The following is a 22,505-nucleotide window of genomic DNA, read 5'->3' as shown; positions in this document are numbered from 1 at the left end:
TTCATGGAATGTTCAGCTTTGTTCCTCTAAGATTGGTACTGGAACAAACGCTAAAGGAGCGATTATGACATTCGGTCAGCAGCCCCAGAACAACGGGCAATACAACCCGCAATACAACACGCCTGATTACAACGCCGCCCAACAGTCTGGATATGGCCAGCAATACGCACAGTCCGGTTACGGCCAGAACTACTATGCCCAGCCGCAGGGCGCTCCCACCTACCAATACGTGCCGCAGGGTACTGGTGCCGGTGCGGGTGCGGCCACCATCAACACGACGATGACCTACAACTATGAGGAAGCCCGCCGAGTCTCAGTGACCAAGGTGTACGGCGAGATGACCATCGGCATCCTCGTCACCGCCGTGGTCGCCGTGCTCGGCCAGATCACTGGAGCCTACTACAGCTTCCTCATGGCCACCGGCATGGTGGGCCTCATCGGCCTGTGCGTGGTGCAGATTGCCCTGGCCGTGGTGCTCGGCATGCGCGTCACCAAGATGAAGTCGGCCACCGCGCGCGTCATGTTCTATGTGTACGCCGCATTGATGGGCTTCACCTTGAGCTCGATCTTCATGGTCTACGACCTCGGCTCGATCGGCGTGGCACTCGGTGTCACCGCCGCGTTCTTCTTTGCGCTGACCATGTTCGGCATGACTACCAAGTTCAACATGCTCAAGGCCGGCCCGATCCTGATGATCGGCCTGATTGTGCTCATCATCTCGCAGATCGTGCTCGCCTTCGTGCAGGTCGACGGCATGACCAAGATCGTCTGCGCCATCGGCCTGATCCTGTTCGCCGGCATGACCATCTACGACGCGCAGTCCACGCGCGCGCTGCTGACCGAATACGAGGCCCAGGGCCCGGAAATGGTCAAGAAGATCTCCATCCTGTGCGCCCTGAACCTGTACCTCGACTTCGTGAACATGTTCCTGTACATCCTGCAGCTGCTCGGCAACAGGGACTAGCCTCGACAGCCGATTGGCGAGCGGCATGTAGCCTGCCCGTCAAACGTCACAGCCCGACCACATTGTGGCCGGGCTTTTTCATGTCTGTCACATTCGCACGTTAGGCTGGCTCCCCGTGAAAAGACAAGAACTCGTAGGCATGCTGAGCCTGTTGTTGACCGCGCTGATCTGGGGTTTTGCGTTCGTGGCGCAGGTCCAGGGCATGGATTCGATGTCGCCGATGTTCTTCAACGCCGCGCGCTTCACGCTGGGAGCACTGTCTTTGGTGCCGATTCTGCTGTGGATGCGTGGCCGGGGGAGCGCGGATAAGGGCGATACAGCCGGGGCCGATGTCGTTGGGACCGAGGCATCCGTGGCCGTCTCCACAGATGCCGCATCGAACGGTGCATCCGACGTCGTTACCATCACCGGTGCCAAGCTGAATGCGAACAAGCCCGATTCGGCCGTGGCGCGATTGCTCGCCAACCCGGTGGTCATTTCCGTGATCTGCGGCATCGTGCTGTTCACCGCCAGCACCCTGCAGCAGTATGGCATTCTGTACGGCAAATCGGCCGGCCGTGCGGGATTCCTGACCGCCATGTACATCGTGATGGTGCCGTTGCTGGCCTTCGTGTTCCTGCGCCGGCGCATCGGCATGCTGGTGTTCGTGGCCGTGGCGCTGTCCATCGCCGGCTTCTATCTGCTGTGCATCACCGATGGTTTCGGTTCGATCGGCCTGGCGGATATCCTGCTCGTGTTCACGGCCGTGCTGTTCGCCGTGCATATTCTGGTGATCGATACTTTGGGCGGCACCGTGGACGCCATCAAGCTTTCATTCGGCCAGTTCTGCACCACCGCCGTGCTGAGCTGGGCGGGTTCGCTGATCGAAGGCTCGGTCGACTGGGCCGGCGCTGCTCATTCCTGGATTCCGATTCTGTACGCCGGCATCGGCTCGGTGGGCATCGCGTACACCTTGCAGGTGGTCGGCCAGCAATGGGTGCCACCGACGCGAGCCAGCCTGCTGATGAGCCTCGAATCGTTCTTCTCGGCGGTAGGCGGTGCGTTGCTTCTCGGTGAAGTGATGACCCCGCGCGGCTACCTCGGCTGCGCCCTCATCTTCCTCGGCACCCTACTGGCCCAAGCGCCGGCCAGGCTGCCGAAGTGGCCGCAACGGTGAATGAATCGGCCGCAGGCCGATTCCATAGCACCTCAGTCCGAGGTCTTAGGCGCTTCGCCCACTTGCGGCGCGCCGTTGATGTCGCGGTGGATGTTCTGCATCTGTACCTCGATGTTCTGCAATGAGCGCGCGCAGTCGAGCAGCGTCTGGGAATGCTCGGCGAGCTTGTTGTCCGGCAAATCGGTCTTGTAGCGCAGCGCATGCTCCAGCGACGCCCAATAATCCATGGCGATGGTGCGGAACTGCACCTCCACCGGCGTGTAATGCGCGCCCGAGGAGAGGAACACGGGCACCGCGTAGATTACGTGCAATGAACGATACCCGTTCTGTTTCGGGTTCTTGATGTAATCCTTGACGCGCAGCACCTGAATATCGGACTGCGACGACAGATAGTTGGACACGGAATACACGTCGTCGCGGTAATTACAGATCACGCGGATGCCGGCCACATCGAACAGATTGTCCTTAATCGAATTGACGCCGATCGGCAGACCCTTGCGCTCCAGTTTGCCGATGATCGAGCTCACCGACTTCAGACGGCGTTCCATATGATGTATCGGGTCATGGCTGAACCGCACCTGGAACTCGTCGTCGAGAATCTCCAGTTTGGTGCTGATCTCGTACATCGCGCCTTCATACACCTGCATGAGGTCAACGAATTCAACGACCTGTTCGGGAGTGAAGGTGCCTCCCGGAAGATCCAACGCTTTGAGACGGGCTTGCAGATCGGAGGTTTTGAGTCGGCTATGTCGGTCAAGTATCACGTCCACCAATATACTCGGCGGATTCCAGCCAATCTGGACGTTCGCGGGGAATCTTTCCAAGAACCCATAATTTGACATCGTGACAACCAATGGCATACGTGACCGGAGCATGACGAACCCCGTCGATAGAATCGGTCGTTATGAATGAAGACATGATGACCGAGGCGGAGCGCGCCTCGATTGCAGCCGATGGAACCGATGGTTTGCTGGAGAAACGCGGCAAGGGCGTGTTCCATATCCATACGCTCGGCTGCCAGATGAACGTGCACGATTCCGAGCGCATCGCCGGCGTGCTGGAGGCCAATGGCTACGTGCCTGCAACCGAGGACCAGATCAATGACAATGACCTCGATTTGCTGGTGCTCAATACCTGTGCGGTACGCGAGAACGCAGCCGAACGCATGTATGGCACCATTGGCCGATTCAATCGCGTCAAACTGGTTCGGCCGAACCTGCAGATCGCCGTTGGCGGCTGCATGGCCCAGCTTGACCGCAAGAAGATCGCGGATACTGCGCCATGGGTTTCCGCGGTGTTCGGTACCAAGAACATCGAAGATCTGCCCAAGCTGTTGGATCAGAATCGTGCGACCGGCAAGGCGCAGGTCCAGGTCACTGAACAATTGCGGCAGTTCCCGAGCCAGCTTCCCGCCGCCCGCGCCTCCCGCATCAGCTCGTGGGTGGCGATTTCCGTGGGCTGCAATAACACCTGCACGTTCTGTATTGTGCCCACCACGCGAGGCAAGGAAAAGGACCGCCGCCCCGGTGACATTCTTGATGAGATTCGCCAATGCGTGGCCGATGGTGCCAAGGAGGTTACGCTTCTCGGCCAGAACGTGAATTCGTTCGGTTATGGTATTGGCGATCGATACGCTTTCAGCAAGCTGTTGCGCGCCTGCGGCACCATCGACGGTCTCGAACGCGTGCGCTTCACCTCGCCGCACCCGGCCGCCTTCACCGACGACGTCATCGCCGCGATGGCCGAAACGCCGAACATCATGCACCAGCTGCACTTCCCGCTGCAGTCCGGTTCCGACCGCATCCTGCGCGCGATGCGCCGCTCCTACCGCTCCGCCAAGTTCCTCGACATACTGGGCCGCATCCGCGCCGCCATGCCCGACGCGCAGATCTCCACCGACATCATCGTCGGCTTCCCCGGCGAAACCGAAGAGGACTTCCAACAGACCATGGACGTGGTGCGCCAGGCGCGCTTCTCCTCGGCGTTCACGTTCATCTACTCGCCACGCCCCGGCACGCCGGCCGCCGCAATGGAACAGATTCCGCGCGACGTGGTGCAGGACCGGTTCGACCGTCTGGTGGCGTTGCAGGAGCAGATCACCGAAGAGAACCTCGCCACATTCGAGGGCCGCGACGTCGAAGTGATGATCACCGGCAAACTCGGCAAGAAGGACACCGACACCCACCGTGTCACCGGCCGCGAGAAAACCGGCGTGCTGGTGCACATCGGCGTGCCTGAAGGCGAACCGGTACCTGAAATCGGCGATTTCGTCACGGCCACCGTCACACACGCCGGCCGCCATAATCTGCTTGCCGACCCCGACGTGGCCGCCGGCCAGACCTATTCCGTGCGGCACTGAGGGGGCGTATATGACGCAACGAGTCGTCTCCATCGTCGGTCCCACCGCGTCCGGCAAGACGGGGTTGGGCATCGCCATCGCCCGGCGTCTGGCCGAAGCGGGGGAGCGGGCCGAAATCGTGAACGCGGACGCCTACCAGATGTACCGTGGCATGGATATCGGCACCGCCAAACCCACCGCCGAGGAACAGGCGGCCGTGCCGCACCATCTCATCGACATCATCGACCCCGAAGACACGATGAGCGTGGCCCGATTCCAGCAGCTTGCGCGCGAGACCATCGCCGACCTGCAATCACGTGGCATACGGCCGATTCTCGTCGGCGGCTCCGGCTTGTACGCCAGAGCGGCCATCGATGACATCACCTTCCCCGGCACCGATCCCGACGTGCGCACACGTCTTGAGGAACGCGAGAAAACCGAGGGTGCCGGTGCTTTGTTCGACGAGTTGCGGGCCAAAGACCCCGAGGCCGCCGCGCGCATGGACCCACGCAATCCACGCCGCACCATCCGTGCGCTGGAGGTCATCGAGCTTACCGGCAAACCGTATTCGGCCAGTCTGCCGCGCTACCGGTACGTGATTCCGTCCGTGCAGATCGGACTCGACCTGGACCGCCCGGATTTGGACCATCGCATCGATTTGCGCACCAAGCAGATGTATGACGATGGGTTCATCGAAGAAGTCGAACGGTTGCGCCCGCATCTGGGTGCCACCGCCGTACGTGCGCTCGGCTATCAGCAGATCATCGACCTGCTGGACGGCATCTGGGATGTGAACGACGCCTTCGCGGACATCGCACAGAAAACCAAGCGACTCGCCCGCAAACAGATGGGATGGTTCGGCCGTGACCCGCGCATCCACTGGCTGCAGGCCCTGAACCCGAAACTGGTCGACAACGCGATGGCCATTATCGCGCACGCCGACGCCGGCGACTACGACCCGATCGACGCCCGAGCCGACGAATACACCCAGCATCATCTGGGCGATATCACGGCGTAGGAATCAGCCAAAGGCCGATGCAATCACCCGCAATCAGTGTGCAGGCCCCTGATTCCAGCCGGCGATCAAGAACACACGCGTCGGATTCGCCGGGCGTAGTATCGCGTCGAACATCGTCTCCAGTGCAGACGTGTCGCCCCGATATGCCGAGTGCTTGGCGGAGCGATACTCCTCGCGCGTCACTGAGCCCCAGTCGAGATCCCAGCCGGCGTCATGCGCCAAGCGTGAACCGAATATACGCAGCACCATCGCATTGCCGCCACGGAACGGATGCAGATAACCGAGCTCATCATAAATAGAAGCGAACGCGTGAACGAACACGTCGCGATCCAACGCATGCAGGTTGCGCTTGTCCGCCAACTCCATCGCGATGTTGTGCGCGCCGGTCTCAATGAGCCCAGCCGGGAAGAACGCCTCAGGATTCGCGGCTCGAGCCCGGTCGTTCGTCACCTCGCGTGTGGTGTTTGAGGTACGCAACTTGCCCGCATCCTCAAACACGCCTTCGAACAGCCCCTTATGAATGGCGGTCAGCTCATCCAAGTCGCCAGACGGATTCCATCGACGTTCCGCCAACAACACGGTACGTGCGAACACCGCATCCGCCCGATCCGTGGCATGATCATCCAGACTGCCGGCAGCCAGACGATCCTTTCCGGCAGGGTCGGCGGTGGCGCGCAGACGCATGGCGGTCTGTTCGTCCGCCACGTCGATGAGATGGGTCACGGGCTTCAAGCCGCGTTCGTAGGCAGCCGCGGCGCGCATCGTTGCCTCGCCCGGCGTCATCGCTTCCAGTGCGCAGTTCTTGAGTGCAAATGCGACTGCGCTCGCACGCTCTGCGGGTGTCATGCAACCCATGATAAGGCATATTCGCGCCCCAGCGGGGAATCGACTCAGACGAACGCGGCGAATCGGCTGTCGGGATTCGTCAATCGACCATATCGTCACGGTGTCGTCACCAACCATGCACCCCCGTACTAGTAGAATCAGACCCGATATGGCACGAACAGCATCCTCCAACAGCACCAAACCCCGTAAATCCAAAGACAACGGGTCTACCCATGATGGCGAAACCAAGGTCCAGCCCGAGCTTGACCTCGAACCTGAGCCGTTGTGGAAGAAGATCCTGCTCGCGATTCCGCGCGCGTTCGGCTCCGGCGTACGCGCCGTCACCGGCGTCGGCGAATACGATCCAGCCTACCGTCGTGACGGTTTGTGCTTCCTGCTGCTCGTGCTCGCCGTACTGTTCTGCGCGTCCGAATGGTTCCGCGTCAGCGGTCCATTCGGCCAGCTGCTTCACGCCACCGCGGCCGGTGTGCTTGGTCTGATGAGCGTCGTGCTGCCGGTGTTGCTCGCCGCCGTGGCCTTCCGACTCATGCGCAATTCCGGTAAAGGGTCCAATAACCCGCGTGTGGTCACCGGTTGGGTGCTGCTCATGTGGTCGATTTGTTCGATCATCGACGTGGCGATCGCCGCCGACCACACCGGATTCGACATCACGATTCTGCAATCCGCCGGCGGCCTGTTCGGCTTCTTCCTCGGCTCACCGCTCGCCTGGGGCCTTTCCAACGTGTTCGCCATCATCATTTTCGTGGTCGTCGGCCTGTTCTCCTTGCTGATGATTACCGGCACCCACGTCACCGATTTGCCGGAGGATGCGCGCAAAATCGCCGCTAAAATCCAACGCAAACCGTATGTGCCGATGGGCCAGGAGACGGATGGGAGCGCCAGCCAGTTCCCCAACGAGGTCCGTGTGGGAGATACCACTCTCGCCTTTGCCGACGGTGTTCCCTCGCATGACGGCGACGATGACGGAAGCGACAACGATCAGGCCGGCGATGCACGGCCCAGCCTGTTCGCACGACTGTTCGGCCGCAAATCCAAGACCGAAGACGACAAAACTCTTGACAAGTATGCTGCCGACGATCCATTCGACCGTGCCGCCAGCCAGCATGGTGCCACCGCCGAAACCCCGGTGGTCGATCCGATGACCGGCGAGATTATCGGTGCGCGAACCATTGCATCGTCTTCGTACGACGGCCGTCCGCACCTATCCAGCCCTGCGCCTGCTGCCGATGCAGATGATGGCGACGCTTCCCGAACCCGCGTCATCACCAGTGGCCAGACCGTCGCCATGCCCGGTGGGGGAGCGGTAGACGACCCGTGGGCACCCAGTGCCGCCCAGGCCGGTACTGTCGCGCTCGCAGGGGCAGCCGGTGCGATGGGAGCGGCCGGAGCCGCCGGTGCCGCGGCTGCGGCAGCCGCGACCGGAGCCTACGCGGGTGCCGATGCGGACGGCAGCGGAGTCGGCCAGGGCGTGCCCAATACGGGCGGCCAGCCGAATGCCACCGCCGGCAACGATACAGACGACGACGCCAATAGGCCGTATCAGTTGCCCGACCTGAACCTGCTGACCAAAGGCCAGCCCCATGCGATGCGCACCCCGGCCAACGATCGCGTGATCCGGGCGCTGACTTCCACCTTCGAACAGTTCAACGTGGATGCCAAAGTCGTCGGCTTCCTGCGTGGCCCCTCGGTCACCCAATATGAGGTCGAGCTTGGCCCCGGCGTCAAGGTGGAGAAAGTCACCAACCTGCAGCGCAACATCGCCTACGCGGTGGCCAGTTCGGATGTGCGTATCCTTTCACCGATTCCCGGCAAATCCGCCATCGGCATCGAAATCCCGAACGAGGATCGCGAAATCGTGCACTTGGGCGACGTACTGCGCTCCGACAAGGCCGTGGGCGACCCGAACCCGATGCTCTCCGGCATCGGCAAGGACGTCGAAGGCCACTTCGTGACCGCCGACCTGACCAAGATGCCGCACCTGCTGGTGGCCGGTGCCACCGGTTCCGGTAAGTCGAGTTTTATCAACTCGATGCTCACTTCGATCATCATGCGTGCCACGCCCGAACAGGTGCGTCTGATCATGGTGGATCCCAAGCGCGTGGAACTGTCCGCCTACGCAGGCATCCCGCACCTGCTGACCCCGATCATCACCGATCCGAAGAAAGCCGCACAGGCCCTCGAATGGGTGGTCAAAGAGATGGATGCACGCTACTCCGACCTCGAATTCTTCGGATTCCGCCACGTCAAGGACTTCAACGAGGCCGTGCGCGCCGGCAAGGTACATGCGCCCGCCGGCTCCCAGCGCAAGGTGGCCCCCTATCCGTACATCCTCGTGGTGGTCGACGAGATGGCCGACCTTATGATGGTGGCCAAGAACGATGTGGAAAGCTCCATCCAGCGCATCACCCAGCTGGCACGAGCCGCCGGTGTGCATCTGGTGCTCGCCACCCAGCGTCCGTCCGTGGACGTGGTCACCGGTCTGATCAAGGCCAACATTCCATCCCGACTGGCGTTCGCCACCTCGTCCGCCACCGATTCGCGAGTCATTCTTGACACGGTCGGTGCCGAGACCCTGATTGGTCAGGGCGATGCGTTGTTCCTGCCGATGGGTTCCGCCAAGCCGATTCGTGTGCAGGGCTCGTGGGTGTCCGAATCCGAGATTCGCAAGGCCGTGGAGTTCGTGCGCACCCAGCGCAAGCCGAAATACCGCGAAGACATCGAACAGATGGCCAAGGAAGCCGAAAAGAAAGACAGCATGGAGCCCGACGAGGAGATCGGCGACGACATGGACGTGCTGCTGCAGGCCGCCGAACTCGTGGTCACCAGCCAATTCGGCTCCACCTCGATGCTGCAGCGCAAGCTCAGGGTCGGCTTCGCCAAGGCCGGCCGACTCATGGACCTGCTCGAATCGCGTGGCGTGGTCGGGCCGTCCGAAGGCTCGAAGGCCCGCGAAGTGCTCGTCCAGCCGCAGGACCTGCCGCAGGTGCTCGCCTTCATCCGAGGCGAAACCAGCTCGCTCGAAGCCACCGCCCCGCAACAGCCCGAACTCGGCGAATAATTCACCCATCGACCTTCCTCTGATGAGGGAGGTGCCCCGAAGGGGCGGAGAGAGAAGCGCGGCCACGCGGCCATCAGCACGCAACCTGATTCCCGAATAATGGCAGTCAATATCCAGCCAATACTCACTCAAGGTAGAAGTGTGGGGGTAACGTGAACACTATGGATGAGAACACAATGGACAAGCAGTCATCGCCCAAATCATCGCTGTTCGACGGATGGAACGCGCCGCCGAACCTAGTCACCTACTCGCGCATCGTACTCGTGGTGTTTTTCCTGACACTCGACATTCTCGCCGGTGCCTGGGGTGAGAACAACCTGACCATGCGCTGGGTCGCCGCGGTGCTGTTCATCATCGCCGCGTCCACCGATAAAATCGACGGTTGGATGGCCCGCAAATACAATCAGGTCACCGAAATGGGCAAGCTCATGGATCCGATCGCGGACAAGCTGCTCACTTGCGGCGCAATGATTGTATGCTCCGCGTTCGGCGAGCTCGGCTGGTGGGTAACCATCCTGTTCCTGATTCGCGAAATTGGTATCACCGTTATGCGTTTCTTCGTCATGGAGCGTCCGGGCGGCAAAGTCATCGCCGCCGCATGGCCCGGCAAGCTCAAGACCGTATTCCAGTGCGTGGGTCTGTCCATGCTGCTGCTGCCGTTCTGGTCTCTGGGTAACGGACAAGCCACGCCGTTCTGGATGACCGCTTACTACTTCCTGACCTACGCCATCATCTACGTGGCATTGGTCCTGTGCCTCTACTCGGGTGCCGTGTACCTGTACAACACGTTCGTCGCCCCGAAGCGGAAGTGACGGATATTCCAATGCGGGAATTGTGCGACAGTCTCGCGGCCGGCATCCTCAAGATTTGCGAGGCGAACAATACGAAAATCGCCTGCGCTGAATCCCTGACCGGTGGCCTGCTTGCCGATGCGTTCGTGCGTATTCCCGGCGCCTCCAACGTGTTGTTGGGCTCCGCTGTCACCTACGACATCAATGCCAAGGCCTCGATCCTGCACGTGGACAAGGCCCTATTGGATCGAGAAGGTGCCGTACACCCCGAAGTCGCCCGGCAGATGGCCATCGGTACCGCTCGCCTATACAGCCAGCCGGAATACGGCGACCGAATCATCGGCCTTTCCACCACCGGCGTGGCCGGCCCCGGTCCGGACGGTGACAAGCCGGCCGGACTGGTGTATGTGGGCCTGCGCATCCCCGCAAGCCTCACCGCGGACCATGCCGAAGTGCTCAAAGCCGTCGAACTCCATCTTGATGGCATGCGCGAAGAGGTTCGTCGCCTCACCGTATTCCACGTTCTGCAAAACTTGAGTCTATTCACAGCAAGTTTTAAGGAATAAAACCGTTGGGTTGTCGTGTTGTACATAGTGGAAACACTGAACCGACCTGGGAAGGGGCGATGGCGATGGAAACGATGACCCGAGTGAACGAACAGATGGATGTGGCCGCCAAGAAGCCGATGGCTGTGCAGCCGGGTGTCGCCCGTATGCGTGAACTGACTCCGGCCCAGCGCCGTGCGGTGATGTTCGCCCAGCAGCAGGTGCTCAAGGCACAGGCCGCCAAGAAGGCCAAGGATCAGCGTCAAGCCGTTCGTGAACGTATGTGGGATGAGGATTCGCCGTCGTACAAGCCGACTGCCGCCGCCGAGCCCGTGGTGGCTGAGGAGGAGCCTCGCGAGTTTTCGCTGCGTGGTGCTATCGGTCATGTGCTGCGCGAGCTGCGCACGCGCGATCGCCGCACGTTGCGTGAAGTCTCCGAGAAGGCAGGCGTTTCGCTAGGCTACCTTTCCGAAGTCGAACGTGGACAGAAGGAAGCCAGCTCCGAACTGCTGAGCTCCATCGCCGATGCGCTCGGAGTCTCCACTTCGCGCATGCTGCGCATGGTGGCTGATTATCTCGACTCGGTCGAGGGCTGATCGGTTGGCGGTGTGAAGCCGCGTCCCGTAATCTATGTCTAGCTGTGAACCCGTATCGCTTGTGGCGATGCGGGTTTTTGCTGTCCTGCGGTTGGTGGCACACTGGCGTGTATGCGTGAACGGGAATTCTGGGAATTACTTGAAGAGGTGTTCGGTCGGACCTACGGTCGTTCGCTGTCGCGTGATCAACGGATGCCCAAACTGGCGAATATGACCGTGGTCGAGGCGCTGGACGCGGGGGAGGAGCCACGCGTGGTCTGGAATGTGCTCTGCGACCAAATGGAGGTTCCGGACTCCAAGCGTTGGGGCCACGATCATAACGCGCCGCCCATGCCCGCCGTCTGACACTGCGGGATTACGGAGTCGCTGAATCGTGAAATTGGCGATTTCGGCGTGTTGCACGCCAAATTCGAACAAATGTTCGTGTGTGTGGTTATAGTTATCCACAGTGACAAGAAGCCGCATACGTGTGCACAGGGTGCTTGCCATCTGCCATAATCCTTACCGCAGTAGGGTTTAAGGAGGCCAGGTGGCCAAGCTCGGGCAAGCTGGAACCACAATGGTTGGTTTGGATTGCCTCACATGGCATGTCCGTCATACGGTGGAGGCATCCGATTCGCACACGACTTCGACAAGGAGAAGATCATGGCACTTGAGACCAAGCCGGCCAAGGACCCGGCAGCCGAGGACAAGCACGAGCTCGATCCCAAGCGCAAGGCGGCGCTGGACACCGCGCTGGCGCAGGTCGAGAAGAGTTTTGGCAAAGGTTCCGCAATGCGACTGGGCGACCAGCCCGAGCAGAACGTCGAGGTGATTCCCACCGGTTCGTTGGCTCTCGATATGGCGCTCGGCATCGGCGGCCTACCCAAGGGCCGCATCGTGGAGATCTACGGCCCCGAATCATCCGGTAAGACCACGCTCGCATTGCATGTGGTGGCCAATGCCCAGAAGAAGGGCGGCGTGGCGGCCTACATCGATGCCGAACACGCGCTCGACCCGGCCTACGCCCGCAAGCTCGGCGTGGACACCGACTCACTCATCGTCTCCCAGCCGGATAACGGCGAGCAGGCCCTCGAAATCGCTGACATGCTGATTCGCTCCGGTGCGCTTGACGTCATCGTCATCGACTCGGTCGCCGCTTTGGTGCCGAAGGCCGAAATCGAAGGCGAAATGGGAGACAGCCATGTTGGTTTGCAGGCCCGACTCATGAGTCAGGCGCTGCGCAAGATGACCGGCGCATTGGCTCAGGCCGGCACCACCGCCATCTTCATCAACCAGCTGCGTGAGAAGATCGGCGTGTTCTTCGGCAACCCTGAAACCACCACCGGTGGTAAAGCTCTGAAGTTCTACGCCTCCGTGCGTCTCGACATCCGCCGCATCCAGACCTTGAAGAACGGCGACGAAGCGGTGGGCAACCGCACGCGCGTCAAGGTGGTCAAGAACAAGATGGCCCCGCCTTTCAAGTCCGCCGAATTCGACATGCTCTACGGTGAAGGCATTTCCCGTGAGGGCTCGGTGATCGACATGGCCCAGCAGGTTGGCGTGGTCAAGAAGTCCGGTTCGTGGTTCACCTATGAGGGTGATCAGCTCGGTCAGGGACGAGAGAAGGTCCGTCAGTTCCTTAAGGACAACCCGGCCATCACCGAGGAGATTGAGAACAAGGTCAAGGCCGAGTTCGGTCTGATCGGTTCCGCCGATCAGTTCGCGGAAGATGGCGAAGCCGCAGCAGCGGCCGCCGTCAGCGAGGCTGCTGCTGCCGACGTGGCCAAGGACAGCAAGGCCGCAGCGGCGCCTGCTGCCAAAACGACCCGTGCCAAGGCCGGCACAGCTAAGGCCTGAACATGATTAGTGCCGAAGCGTTCTTGCGGCGCAATCCTGTTGCGTCGCAAGACATGCCCATTGCCGAGCAGCATGTTCAGTCGAAACCGTCGGGACGTTTTTCTCGACGGGGGAGAGACGCTGCCGTTGTCGAAGATCCCAATGATTTGGACGCTTGCCGCGAGGCTGCATTGCGTTTGCTGGACGCGGCCCCGCGTGCATCCGGTGCGTTACGCGAACGATTGCTTGCCAAAGGGTACGGCGAGGCGATCGTGGACGAGGTCATCGAACGGCTGATTCGCGTGCAACTGATTGACGACGGCGCTTATGCCGAATCGGCCGTACGCTATTGTGCCGGTCGCATGATGGGCCGTCGTGGTACGGTCATGGAACTTGCTCGCAAAGGTGTGGACCGCAAGCTGGCTGAACAGGTGTGTGACGAAGCTGAGCAAAATGGCATCTTTGAAGATGCCGCATGGGAATTGGGCCGCCAAATAGCCCGCAAAACCCATGGCCTCGATCGTCGGGTCCGTCAGCGTCGGCTTTGGTCCGCCGGCGGCCGCAAAGGCCACAGCCCCGAAACCCTCCGTCGAGTCGCCGCCGAATTGTTGGTGTAGCCAAGAAAAAAATGAGACCTCTTATACCCCGGGTTCTGTCGTGCCGTGCGCGAACGCACGGCACGGATGGCCATCCATCTCGACCTGACGTTACCGCCAGGCTCTAGCAGCCTACCCGATGACACGGGCGAGCAGCCCTTACCGCCATCTGCTTGGCCTTGCTCCCGATGAGGCTTGCCATGCGACCTACTGTTACCAGAGGCCCGGTGGTCTCTTACACCGCCGTTTCACCCTTACCCGTCGAGGACGGGCGGTCTGTTCTCTGTTGCGCTATCTCTCAGGTCACCCTGGGCGGACGTTATCCGCCATCGTGCTCTATGGAGCCCGGAAGTTCCTCAGCCGATCCCAATGAAGATCACGGCCGCGGCCATCAAGAGGTCTCAAGCTTGCAATTATACATAAGGTGCGGAAAAGGCGGCATCCCGCCCTGCGGCGAGGCCATGCCGTTGCCCGGTTATCCTGTTTTCTCCATGGTTGGGCATAGTTGGGCGATTCGTGAACGACGCGCCGAATATCGGATGGGGCGTGTCGGGCGTGTTGTGGCGTGTCGTATGGAGACGAATCAAATCTGTAAGAGCTTGGTATGTGCGAGAAAGAGCAAGAAAACGCTGCCTATCCATTGCAGTATTTACCATGACGAACAAACGAGCCAGCCTGATAAACCGGTATCAAATCTTCTTATAGGAGACTGCTGCCAAAGCCCCAGTATATACATCGTTTCATTGCAGAGAAAAGCCCGGGAATAAACATATATTCTCTGGGCGAGTTTCCGGCCGTTCACCCATTGTTCGTCTACAATGAAACATACCCGGTCGGTGATGATGCCGTTCGGAACACATATAGCGGGTTACACCGCTTGAGTTAGAGGAGGTCAACATGGAAATCGTCGTTACCGGACGCCACACGCAGGTCAAGCAAAGGTTCCGTGATGTGGTCGAGACCAAGATGAATCGTGTGACCGCTATCGCCCCGGATGCTCAGCGCGCGCAGATCGTGCTGACCCATGAGGGCAACCCGCGTCAGGCCGATACCGCCAAGCGCGTGGAAATCACCGTTATCGCCGGACGTACCGTGGTGCGTGCGGAGGCTTCCAGCACCGATGAATTCAGCGCGCTGGACATGGCGCTGGATAAGTTGACGCTGCGTCTGCGTCGTACTCGTGACCGTCGCAAGGATCACCGTCGTGGTTACGCGAACCCGGTCCCGGTGGATCTGGGTGTTATCGCCCCGGAGCCCGAGCCGGAGGAGCCGGAGGAAGAGCCGAACAACAGCCCGCAGGCTGCGGTCGCCTCCGATCTTGGCCCTGGCGAATCCGTGGAGGTCCAGGTTGGGGATACGCCGATTGTCATCCGTCGCAAGCTGCACATCGCCGAGCCTATGAGCATCGACGAGGCGCTGTACGAGATGGAACTGATCGGACACGACTTCTTCCTGTTCGTGAACAAGGAGACCGGACGCCCGTCCGTCGTCTACCACCGTCACGGTTGGAGCTACGGCGTGTTCGAAATCGATACTCCGGAGAACGTCAAGAAGGCCTGAAGGTAAGGCCTGCTGACACGATCAGCTGATACCGCATGGACCGCTTCCAATATGGAGGCGGTCCATTTTTTCGTAAAAAGGTCGAAAAATTCGACTGCTGACGGTGTGAGGCGCTATCCTGATACGCGGACACCACCACTTATCAGTCAAGGGAGAACCCAGTGGTCGATATTATTGACAAAGCCCTGCGAATGGGTGAAGGCCACCAGCTCAAGAAGCTGGAGAACGTGGCCAAGGCCGTGAACGCTCTTGAGGACGAGATCTCCGCCCTCTCTGACGAGGATCTGAAGGCCCAAACCCCGAAGTTCAAGCAGGAAATCGAAAACGGCAAGAGCCTGGACGAGATCATGCCCGAGGCGTTCGCCACCGTGCGCGAGGTCTCCAAGCGCACCCTTGGCCAGCGTCACTTCGACGTGCAGCTCATGGGCGGTGCTGCCCTGCACTGGGGCAACATCGCCGAAATGAAGACCGGTGAAGGCAAGACCCTGGTCGCCACCCTGCCCACCTATCTGAACGCTCTCGAAGGCAAGGGCGTGCACGTGGTCACCGTCAACGACTACCTCGCCAGCTACCAGAGCGAGCTGATGGGCCGTATCTACCGTTTCCTCGGCATGAACGTCGGCTGCATCATCACCGAGCAGAAGCCGCCGGAGCGCCGCAAGCAGTACAACGCTGACATCACCTACGGCACCAACAACGAGTTCGGCTTCGACTACCTGCGTGACAACATGGCATGGGAGAAGGCCGACCTCGTGCAGCGCGGTCACCACTACGCCATCGTCGATGAGGTCGATTCCATCCTCATCGATGAGGCCCGTACCCCGCTTATCATCTCCGGCCCGGCCGAAGGCGACGTGACCCGCTGGTACCGTCAGTTCGCCAAGCTGGTGCTGAAGCTCACCCGCGACGAGGACTACGACGTCGACGAGAAGAAGAAGGTCGTCGGCATCCTGGACCCGGGCATCACCAAGGTCGAGGACTTCCTCGGCATCGACAACCTGTATGAGCCGGCCAACACCGCCCTGATCGGCTACCTCAACAACGCCATCAAGGCCAAGGAACTGTTCCTGCGTGACAAGGACTACGTCGTCACCCAGGGCGAGGTGCTCATCGTCGACGAGCACACCGGCCGTATCCTGCCGGGCCGCCGCTACAACGAGGGTCTGCACCAGGCCATCGAGGCCAAGGAAGGCGTGGAGGTCAAGGCCGAGAACCAGACCTTCGCCACCATCACCCTGCAGAACTACTTCCGTATGTACGACAAGCTCGCGGGCATGACCGGTACGGCCGAAACCGAGGCCGCCGAGTTCATGAACACCTACAAGCTGGGCGTGCTGCCGATCAAGACCAACAAGCCGATGATCCGCAAGGACCAGGACGACCTCATCTACCGCACCAAGAAGGAGAAGCTGGCCGCCATCGTCAAGGACGTGGCCAAGCGTCACGCCAAGGGCCAGCCGGTGCTGCTCGGTACCGCTTCCGTGGAAAGCTCCGAAGTGGTCTCCACCCTGCTCGACGTGGCCAAGATCCCTCACCAGGTCCTGAACGCCAAGCAGCATGAGAAGGAAGCCGCCGTGGTCGCCGTCGCCGGCCGCAAGGGAGCCGTCACCGTGGCCACCAACATGGCCGGCCGTGGTACCGACATCATGCTCGGCGGTAACGTCGAGTTCCTTGCCGACGCCAAGCTGAAGTCCGAGGGCTACTCTCCGGAAGACACCCCGGAAGAGTATGAGAAGCGTTGGCCGGGCACCCTGAACGAGATCAAGGCCCAGGTCAAGGACGAGCACGAGGAAGTCAAGGAGCTGGGCGGCCTGTACGTGCTCGGCACCGAGCGCCACGAGTCCCGTCGAATCGACAACCAGCTGCGCGGTCGTTCCGGCCGTCAGGGCGATCCAGGCGAGTCCCGCTTCTACCTGTCGCTGGAAGACGATCTGATGCGTCTGTTCAACACCCAGCTGGTGGCCCAGGTCATGGCCAAGGGCATGGAGGAAGGCCAGCCGATCGAGGCCAAGTCCGTGACCAAGGGCGTGCGCACCGCACAGAAGGCCGTCGAATCCCGCAACTACGAGATTCGTAAGAACGTGCTGAAGTACGACGACGTGATGAACAAGCAGCGTACCGTCATCTACTCCGAGCGCCAGGCTGTGCTCAAGGGCGAAGACATCCACAAGGACATCCTGCGTTTCATTTCCGACACCGTCGAGTCCTACATCAAGGGTGCCAACAAGGGATCCGAGAAACCGAAGGACTGGGATTGGGAGGGCCTGTTCAAGGCGCTCAACACCGTGATCCCCACCAAGGTCGACGAAGACGAGGTCAGGAAGATCGTCGGCGGCCTCAAGGGTGCGAAGGCCGTCGAGGCCGTGCGCGACCTGATCGTCGAGGACGCCAGGCAGCAGTACGGCGAAATGGAGGAGACCATCGGCGAGACCGGCTTGCGCGATCTCGAACGCCGCGTGGTGCTCGCCGTGCTCGACCGCAAGTGGCGCGAGCACCTTTACGAGATGGATTACCTCAAGGACGGCATCGGCCTGCGTGGCATGGGCCAGCGCGACCCGCTGGTCGAATACCAGCGCGAAGGCTACCAGATGTACAACTCCATGATCGAGGCCATTAAGGAGGAGACCGTCCAGCTGCTGTTCCACATCGACATCAAGCAGGTCGCCACCACCGACGAGGCCGTTGACGAGGTCGAGGAGACCGCCGAAAGCGCCGACACCATCGCCGTGGCCTCCGGCCCCGACGAGAACGGCGAATCCGTGGTCGAGGCCGCCGAGGGCGAAGTCGAGGAAGAGGACGAGGATACGGACGCCAAGCAGGCGATCGCCGAATCCGCAGCCGCCTCCGGGGCCGGCGAGTCCACGCTGCCTGTTGCCGGACCGGCTCCGATCAGCCACGCCGAAGGCAAGGTCCCGGTTTCCAAGCGTCCGAAGAGCGAAGAGCTCAAGACGCCGTGGGCCGACGGCCGCACCTTCCCTGGCACTGGCAAGAACGCCCCGTGCCCGTGCGGTTCCGGCCGCAAGTACAAGATGTGCCACGGCCAGAACGAGAAGTGACGCATCGCTAGTTAGTAACTAGCTCATGGCTCCCCACACGGGGAGCCATTTTCTATGCGGTTCATCAGCATGTATTCGTGCGGTGCCGTACGCGCGGGACGGCACGCGATTTTCGCGGATTTTGACGTCGTATCCCACACTGTTGCGGGATGGCACGAGTGTCAATCGATTGACTAGCGTGGCGTCCCGCAGTACGAATTACGGAATCGTTGAAATTCCGCCATTCTCGGTGTTATGGTGTCACGGTCCGCAAAGGGTGATGTGGGACGGCACGGCTCAAACGGCGAAAATGAGCTGCCGTCCCGCAGTTTTACGGGATAGCACAAAAAAGAGGCTTCTGCTGTTTTCGTGGGTTGTCGGGCGCGTCGCTCGTCCAACTGACGATGTGGAACCCGTCGGGCGCGCGTTCGGCGTTCGGGCACCACTCATGCACGCATGAGTCGATCCACCGGGCCCCGTCCCCGGCGACGACCCTGATGGAGGCGCGCTGTTCGGGCGTCAACGTTTGGAAGAACAGGCCGAACACGTCCCTGCCGTACCCGTCGTGCGCCTATATCGCCCGATGCCGTTCGTGGTCGACGACCACGGTGATGCACGTGTGGCCTTTGCGGTAGCCGGTCTCGTCCACGCCGATCGACGTGAGGCCGCCGAACGGAGACGGCATCGACGCTTTCAACCGTTCGGCGACCCTATGGGCGGCGTCTTCCGGCGGCGCGCCACGCGACGTGCGGAAAACCGCTTACGGTCTTCTGGTTCGCGACGCTCATCGGCCACGCGCGTTCCGATTCGAAATCGCGTGTGGACCGGCTGCCCGGCTCGGCCCACGGCACGGAAGCGACCACGACGCCGCACGCCGCCGCCCTGGTCATGCCCGCGGCGCCTCCTTCCGCATCGGGAGCATCGGAGCATACCCGCACGTGGACGCACCCGGATCTCGAGCACGGGTTCGGAACGCGGCGGCGAATCCGTGATCCGCGCATCCTCTGCAACCGTGCCTTTGACGTTCGGCAATCCGGTGAATGGGCTTTTGCCCAGGCGTTCTTCGTGATTCATTTCTTTGGTCGGAAAACAGAATACGCGGGAACGCCCCTCACGCTTACGAAACCAACGGCTCGACGACGAACCGACATCCACGAAAACAGCAATAGCGCCATATTTTGCAATATGGAAGATTCAGGGCCTTGAAATGACGAACCATTACAATGAGCGGCGAACATACATCACACGGCGTAGGAAACGCCAAGGAGGGCATCATGGCCGAGATCACATGGAAGTCGATTCTCACCAAGCTGGTCGGGGGAGACCACCTTACTGCTGAGGAATCGGAGTGGTTCGTGGACGACCTGATGCAAGGTAACGCCAATCCGGCCGCCGTGGGTGCCGCGCTCGCTATGCAGCAGCAGCTGGGACTGACCGCCGACGAGGTGCGTGGTGCCGCCAAGGCCATGGTCTCCCACGCCGTGCCGCTGAACGTTTCCGGTGGGACCACCGACATCGTGGGCACCGGTGGTGACGGCTTCGCCACCGTGAACCTGTCCACCATGGGCTCCGTGGCCGCCGCTGCAGCCGGCGTGAAGATCGTCAAGCACGGCAACCGCGCTGCATCCTCGAAGTGCGGTGCCGCCGATGTGCTCGAAGACCTCGGCCTGCCGCTGGATTTGAAGCCGGAGGCCGTCGGCGAAGTGGGCGACGAGGTGGGCATCACCTTCGCGTTCGCCCGCACCTTCCACCCGGCCATGCGCTTCGTGGGCCCGATTCGTGCCGCGCTCGGCATTCCGTGCGTCTTCAACATCCTGGGACCGTTGACCAACCCCGCCAACCCGGCACACGTGGCCATCGGCTGCGCCAACCGCAAGGTGAGCCCGATCATGGCTGCCGTCTACGCCAGCCGTGGTCAGTCCGGCTTGGTCTACACTTCGCATGAGGGCATGGATGAGCTCGCCCCCACCGGCCCGGTTTCCGTCTGGGAGATTCGCGACGGCAAGGTCACCGAAACCGAGTTCGACCCGACCGTGGATCTGGGCTTGGCCAAGATTACCGTCGAACAGCTCAAGGGCGGCGTTCCGGACGTCAACGCCAACGCATTCAAGGACTTCCTGGCCGGCAAGGACATTCCGTCCCGCACCACCGCACTGCTCAACGCCGCCTCCGCCATCGTGGCCGACGGCAATCTGGTCGGCAACGGCACACTGGCCGAGCGTTTCGCCGAAGCCTACAAGCTGGCCGAGGAAACCGTCGATTCCGGCAAGGCCGAAGCCCTGTTCGACAAGTGGATCGAAACCGCCAAGTCCAAGGCGTGATACACCGTACTCAGCCTCCTCTGATGAGGGGGGCTTATGTGTCTATATGGCGACTGTTATGGCGGCCGTGGCCTTGTGCGTGACTGCGACGCGCGGCACTTCGGTTGGTGCCGCTGATGTGCCGGTTGTGCCGGCCAAAGGGGACGTGACGATCCGTCTCAACTGGTGGGGAGGCGACGCCCGCATCAAGGCCATGATTGCCGAGTTACAGGAGTCCATCGACTTCAATTCGTGACCTATCGTGGCTCGACCGCAATTACGGACGAGACACGCCCGCAATACATTGGTTCGCTATCTCTCACACCTCGCCTACAAACAGCCCACTGGGCTGTTCGCTTAACGGCTCAGCCTCAGAGAGGGGAGCCAAGGACCACACAGCCTACGCGAGCTACACCCTCGCGCCGTCGTCGTAATAGCCGCCCTGATCACCGGGGCGGTCTTTGCGGTTGAGAATTTTGGCCACCAATCCACCCAAGCCCAAAATGACGCCCAGCCCGAAGAGAATATTGAGCAGCGCGCCCAAGAGAGGAATCGCGTTCAAGCCGGGGACGAATATCATCACCGCTTCGCCTACGAGACCAATGATAAGCAACGCCGTCAGCAGTACCGTAGACGCTTTGACCGGACCAAGATCAGGGTTCGGGGGAGTGAAGCCGCCATCATCATAGGTGTCCATCACATTATCGGTATCCAGCCAGCTGGAGCCGGTGAAATCACGGGGACCTGACTGCTTGCCTTTTTTGCCGCCACGGCTCGGGCGAGCATCATCGGTGAACGAGCCGATATCCAAGTCATCTACGGAAAGCAGCGCCTCCTTCTCGCGTTTCTTGGCCTGCTTCTCGAACTTTTTGGCCTGCCTGGAGGAAGCCACGTCATGCAAGTCGGCCTGATGCTCGGCTTCGAACGCGGCCCACGCCGCATCCAAATCGTTCGCGTCATGCGATTGCGGTGTATCGGCACCATTCGTGGCTTGTCCGGCGGCACCGGGAGTCGACGACTTGGACGAAGTATCGGAATCCTGTCCGTTGCCCGGCGTGGGGGTTGGCCGCTCTCCGTCGGCATTGCTATTCTGGTTCTCAGTCATAACTGTCACTCTAATCAGGCGACCGGCCAATGGCTAGTTCGTCTGCGGGAGGAATGCCAAGTGCTCTACTGGTTCTTCGTCAAAGGTCTCGGCCCTATTGCTCATCATCGTTTGAGCCCTGCTGTCAGCGGACTGAATAACGTGCCTCGAGAGGGTGGCGCGATTATCGCAGCCAACCATCTGGCGGTGATTGACGATGCTTTGATTCCGATTACCTGCCCGCGCATGGTGCACTTCATGGGCAAAGCCGAATACTTCGAGGGCAAGGGATTGAAGGGCAAGTTCAAGAAGTGGTGGTTCACGTCCGTGGGCGTGTTCCCGGTTGATCGTTCCGGTGGCAGCAAGTCGCTTGGCGCACTCGAGCATGCACGCGAGATTATCGAGGATGGGCACCTGTTCGGTATCCACATTGAAGGCACGCGCAGCCCAGACGGTCGACTGTACAAGGGACACACCGGTGCCGCACGACTTGCGCTCGAGACCGGTTGCCCGATTGTTCCGACCGCCATCATCGGCTCGGACAAGCTGCAGCCGATTGGCACGTCGATTCCCAAGAAGGGCAAGACCAAGGTGTTGTATGGCAAGCCGATTGAGGTTGCGAAGAAGCCGGCTGATGAAATTACACATGATGATTTGCGTTCGCTGACCGATCGTGTTTCCACCGCAATCCAGAAAATGAGCGGTCAGGAATTCGTGAACGAATACGCCCAGAAGGTCAAGGCCGAGCTCAAGGCCCAGCAGGCCGCTGAAGAAGCCGAAAAGTAATTAGCAAATGAGGC

The 22,505-nt window shown here is 60.9% G+C and carries 20 protein-coding genes and 1 other RNA gene; 16 read left to right on the top strand and 5 right to left on the bottom strand.

Annotated elements, in window-relative coordinates:
- Positions 1–64 precede the first annotated feature (64 nt).
- Both BLLJ_RS06190 and BLLJ_RS06185 read left to right on the top strand, forming a co-directional pair.
- Positions 65–964, top strand: a complete 900-nt coding sequence (locus tag BLLJ_RS06190; protein WP_007052631.1) for a Bax inhibitor-1/YccA family protein — start codon at positions 65–67, stop codon at positions 962–964.
- Between the two features lie 139 nt (positions 965–1,103).
- Positions 1,104–2,120, top strand: coding sequence for a DMT family transporter (locus tag BLLJ_RS06185; protein ID WP_007052632.1), 1,017 nt, complete (start codon positions 1,104–1,106; stop codon positions 2,118–2,120).
- A 32-nt stretch (positions 2,121–2,152) separates the two neighbouring features.
- Here the strand turns inward: BLLJ_RS06185 and BLLJ_RS06180 are convergent, their stop codons facing one another.
- Entirely contained in the window at positions 2,153–2,893 is a 741-nt protein-coding gene (locus tag BLLJ_RS06180; RefSeq protein ID WP_007056209.1) for a GTP pyrophosphokinase, read from the bottom strand.
- A 131-nt stretch (positions 2,894–3,024) separates the two neighbouring features.
- On the opposite strand from BLLJ_RS06180, the gene miaB reads away from it, so the two are divergent.
- Together miaB and miaA are read left to right on the top strand one after the other, a co-directional pair.
- Positions 3,025–4,479, top strand: a complete 1,455-nt coding sequence (gene miaB / locus BLLJ_RS06175; RefSeq protein WP_032743317.1) for a tRNA (N6-isopentenyl adenosine(37)-C2)-methylthiotransferase MiaB — start codon at positions 3,025–3,027, stop codon at positions 4,477–4,479.
- A gap of 10 nt (positions 4,480–4,489) precedes the next feature.
- Positions 4,490–5,476: a tRNA (adenosine(37)-N6)-dimethylallyltransferase MiaA gene (miaA, locus tag BLLJ_RS06170; RefSeq protein WP_007052636.1), complete on the top strand. Its 987-nt coding sequence runs from the start codon at positions 4,490–4,492 to the stop codon at positions 5,474–5,476.
- 33 nt (positions 5,477–5,509) lie between these two features.
- On the opposite strand, the gene BLLJ_RS06165 is transcribed toward miaA, so the two are convergent.
- Positions 5,510–6,259 (bottom strand): Fic/DOC family protein, encoded by a 750-nt coding sequence (locus tag BLLJ_RS06165; protein WP_013582798.1) that lies wholly within the window; start codon positions 6,257–6,259, stop codon positions 5,510–5,512.
- Between the two features lie 211 nt (positions 6,260–6,470).
- On the opposite strand from BLLJ_RS06165, the gene BLLJ_RS06160 reads away from it, so the two are divergent.
- The 7 genes from BLLJ_RS06160 (at position 6,471) to BLLJ_RS06130 (ending at position 13,747) form a co-directional block, all read left to right on the top strand.
- On the top strand, positions 6,471–9,380 hold the full coding sequence (locus BLLJ_RS06160) for an FtsK/SpoIIIE family DNA translocase (protein WP_013582797.1): 2,910 nt from the start codon (positions 6,471–6,473) through the stop codon (positions 9,378–9,380).
- Positions 9,381–9,541: 161 nt separating this feature from the next.
- A complete protein-coding gene (gene pgsA / locus BLLJ_RS06155; protein WP_007058588.1) occupies positions 9,542–10,192 on the top strand; it encodes a CDP-diacylglycerol--glycerol-3-phosphate 3-phosphatidyltransferase in 651 nt (216 codons plus the stop codon).
- 11 nt (positions 10,193–10,203) lie between these two features.
- On the top strand, positions 10,204–10,737 hold the full coding sequence (locus tag BLLJ_RS06150) for a CinA family protein (RefSeq protein ID WP_007054477.1): 534 nt from the start codon (positions 10,204–10,206) through the stop codon (positions 10,735–10,737).
- 59 nt (positions 10,738–10,796) lie between these two features.
- The gene (locus BLLJ_RS06145) at positions 10,797–11,312 is read left to right on the top strand and encodes a helix-turn-helix domain-containing protein (RefSeq protein ID WP_007052641.1); all 516 of its coding nucleotides are present in this window, start codon (positions 10,797–10,799) and stop codon (positions 11,310–11,312) included.
- A gap of 111 nt (positions 11,313–11,423) precedes the next feature.
- Positions 11,424–11,657, top strand: a complete 234-nt coding sequence (locus BLLJ_RS06140; protein ID WP_007052642.1) for a DUF3046 domain-containing protein — start codon at positions 11,424–11,426, stop codon at positions 11,655–11,657.
- A 300-nt stretch (positions 11,658–11,957) separates the two neighbouring features.
- Positions 11,958–13,151, top strand: coding sequence for a recombinase RecA (gene recA, locus BLLJ_RS06135; protein WP_007052644.1), 1,194 nt, complete (start codon positions 11,958–11,960; stop codon positions 13,149–13,151).
- 2 nt (positions 13,152–13,153) lie between these two features.
- Positions 13,154–13,747 carry a regulatory protein RecX gene (locus BLLJ_RS06130; RefSeq protein WP_032736307.1) on the top strand — a complete coding sequence of 198 codons (594 nt, stop codon included), beginning with the start codon at positions 13,154–13,156 and terminating at the stop codon, positions 13,745–13,747.
- 8 nt (positions 13,748–13,755) lie between these two features.
- Here BLLJ_RS06130 and rnpB read toward each other — a convergent pair.
- Positions 13,756–14,130, bottom strand: an RNA gene (gene rnpB / locus BLLJ_RS10060) — RNase P RNA component class A.
- Between the two features lie 493 nt (positions 14,131–14,623).
- Between rnpB and hpf the strand changes: the two genes are divergently transcribed.
- Together hpf and secA are read left to right on the top strand one after the other, a co-directional pair.
- Positions 14,624–15,286 (top strand): ribosome hibernation-promoting factor, HPF/YfiA family, encoded by a 663-nt coding sequence (gene hpf, locus BLLJ_RS06125; RefSeq protein WP_007054480.1) that lies wholly within the window; start codon positions 14,624–14,626, stop codon positions 15,284–15,286.
- Positions 15,287–15,447: 161 nt separating this feature from the next.
- Positions 15,448–18,342 (top strand): preprotein translocase subunit SecA, encoded by a 2,895-nt coding sequence (gene secA, locus BLLJ_RS06120; protein WP_007055154.1) that lies wholly within the window; start codon positions 15,448–15,450, stop codon positions 18,340–18,342.
- A gap of 310 nt (positions 18,343–18,652) precedes the next feature.
- Here the strand turns inward: secA and BLLJ_RS11335 are convergent, their stop codons facing one another.
- Positions 18,653–18,868 (bottom strand): transposase, encoded by a 216-nt coding sequence (locus tag BLLJ_RS11335; RefSeq protein ID WP_007055155.1) that lies wholly within the window; start codon positions 18,866–18,868, stop codon positions 18,653–18,655.
- A gap of 727 nt (positions 18,869–19,595) precedes the next feature.
- Between BLLJ_RS11335 and trpD the strand changes: the two genes are divergently transcribed.
- Both trpD and BLLJ_RS10945 read left to right on the top strand, forming a co-directional pair.
- Positions 19,596–20,642 carry an anthranilate phosphoribosyltransferase gene (gene trpD / locus BLLJ_RS06100; RefSeq protein ID WP_013582794.1) on the top strand — a complete coding sequence of 349 codons (1,047 nt, stop codon included), beginning with the start codon at positions 19,596–19,598 and terminating at the stop codon, positions 20,640–20,642.
- 46 nt (positions 20,643–20,688) lie between these two features.
- Positions 20,689–20,877 carry a hypothetical protein gene (locus BLLJ_RS10945; RefSeq protein WP_007054484.1) on the top strand — a complete coding sequence of 63 codons (189 nt, stop codon included), beginning with the start codon at positions 20,689–20,691 and terminating at the stop codon, positions 20,875–20,877.
- 153 nt (positions 20,878–21,030) lie between these two features.
- Here BLLJ_RS10945 and BLLJ_RS06095 read toward each other — a convergent pair whose 3' ends face one another.
- A complete protein-coding gene (locus BLLJ_RS06095; RefSeq protein ID WP_013582793.1) occupies positions 21,031–21,726 on the bottom strand; it encodes a hypothetical protein in 696 nt (231 codons plus the stop codon).
- Between the two features lie 60 nt (positions 21,727–21,786).
- On the opposite strand from BLLJ_RS06095, the gene BLLJ_RS06090 reads away from it, so the two are divergent.
- Entirely contained in the window at positions 21,787–22,491 is a 705-nt protein-coding gene (locus BLLJ_RS06090) for a lysophospholipid acyltransferase family protein (RefSeq protein ID WP_007058769.1), read from the top strand.
- The last annotated feature ends 14 nt before the right edge of the window (positions 22,492–22,505 follow it).

The sequence above is a fragment of the Bifidobacterium longum subsp. longum JCM 1217 genome, from assembly GCF_000196555.1.
GTDB lineage: Bacteria > Actinomycetota > Actinomycetes > Actinomycetales > Bifidobacteriaceae > Bifidobacterium > Bifidobacterium longum.
This window is presented reverse-complemented; position numbering and strand designations above follow the sequence as displayed.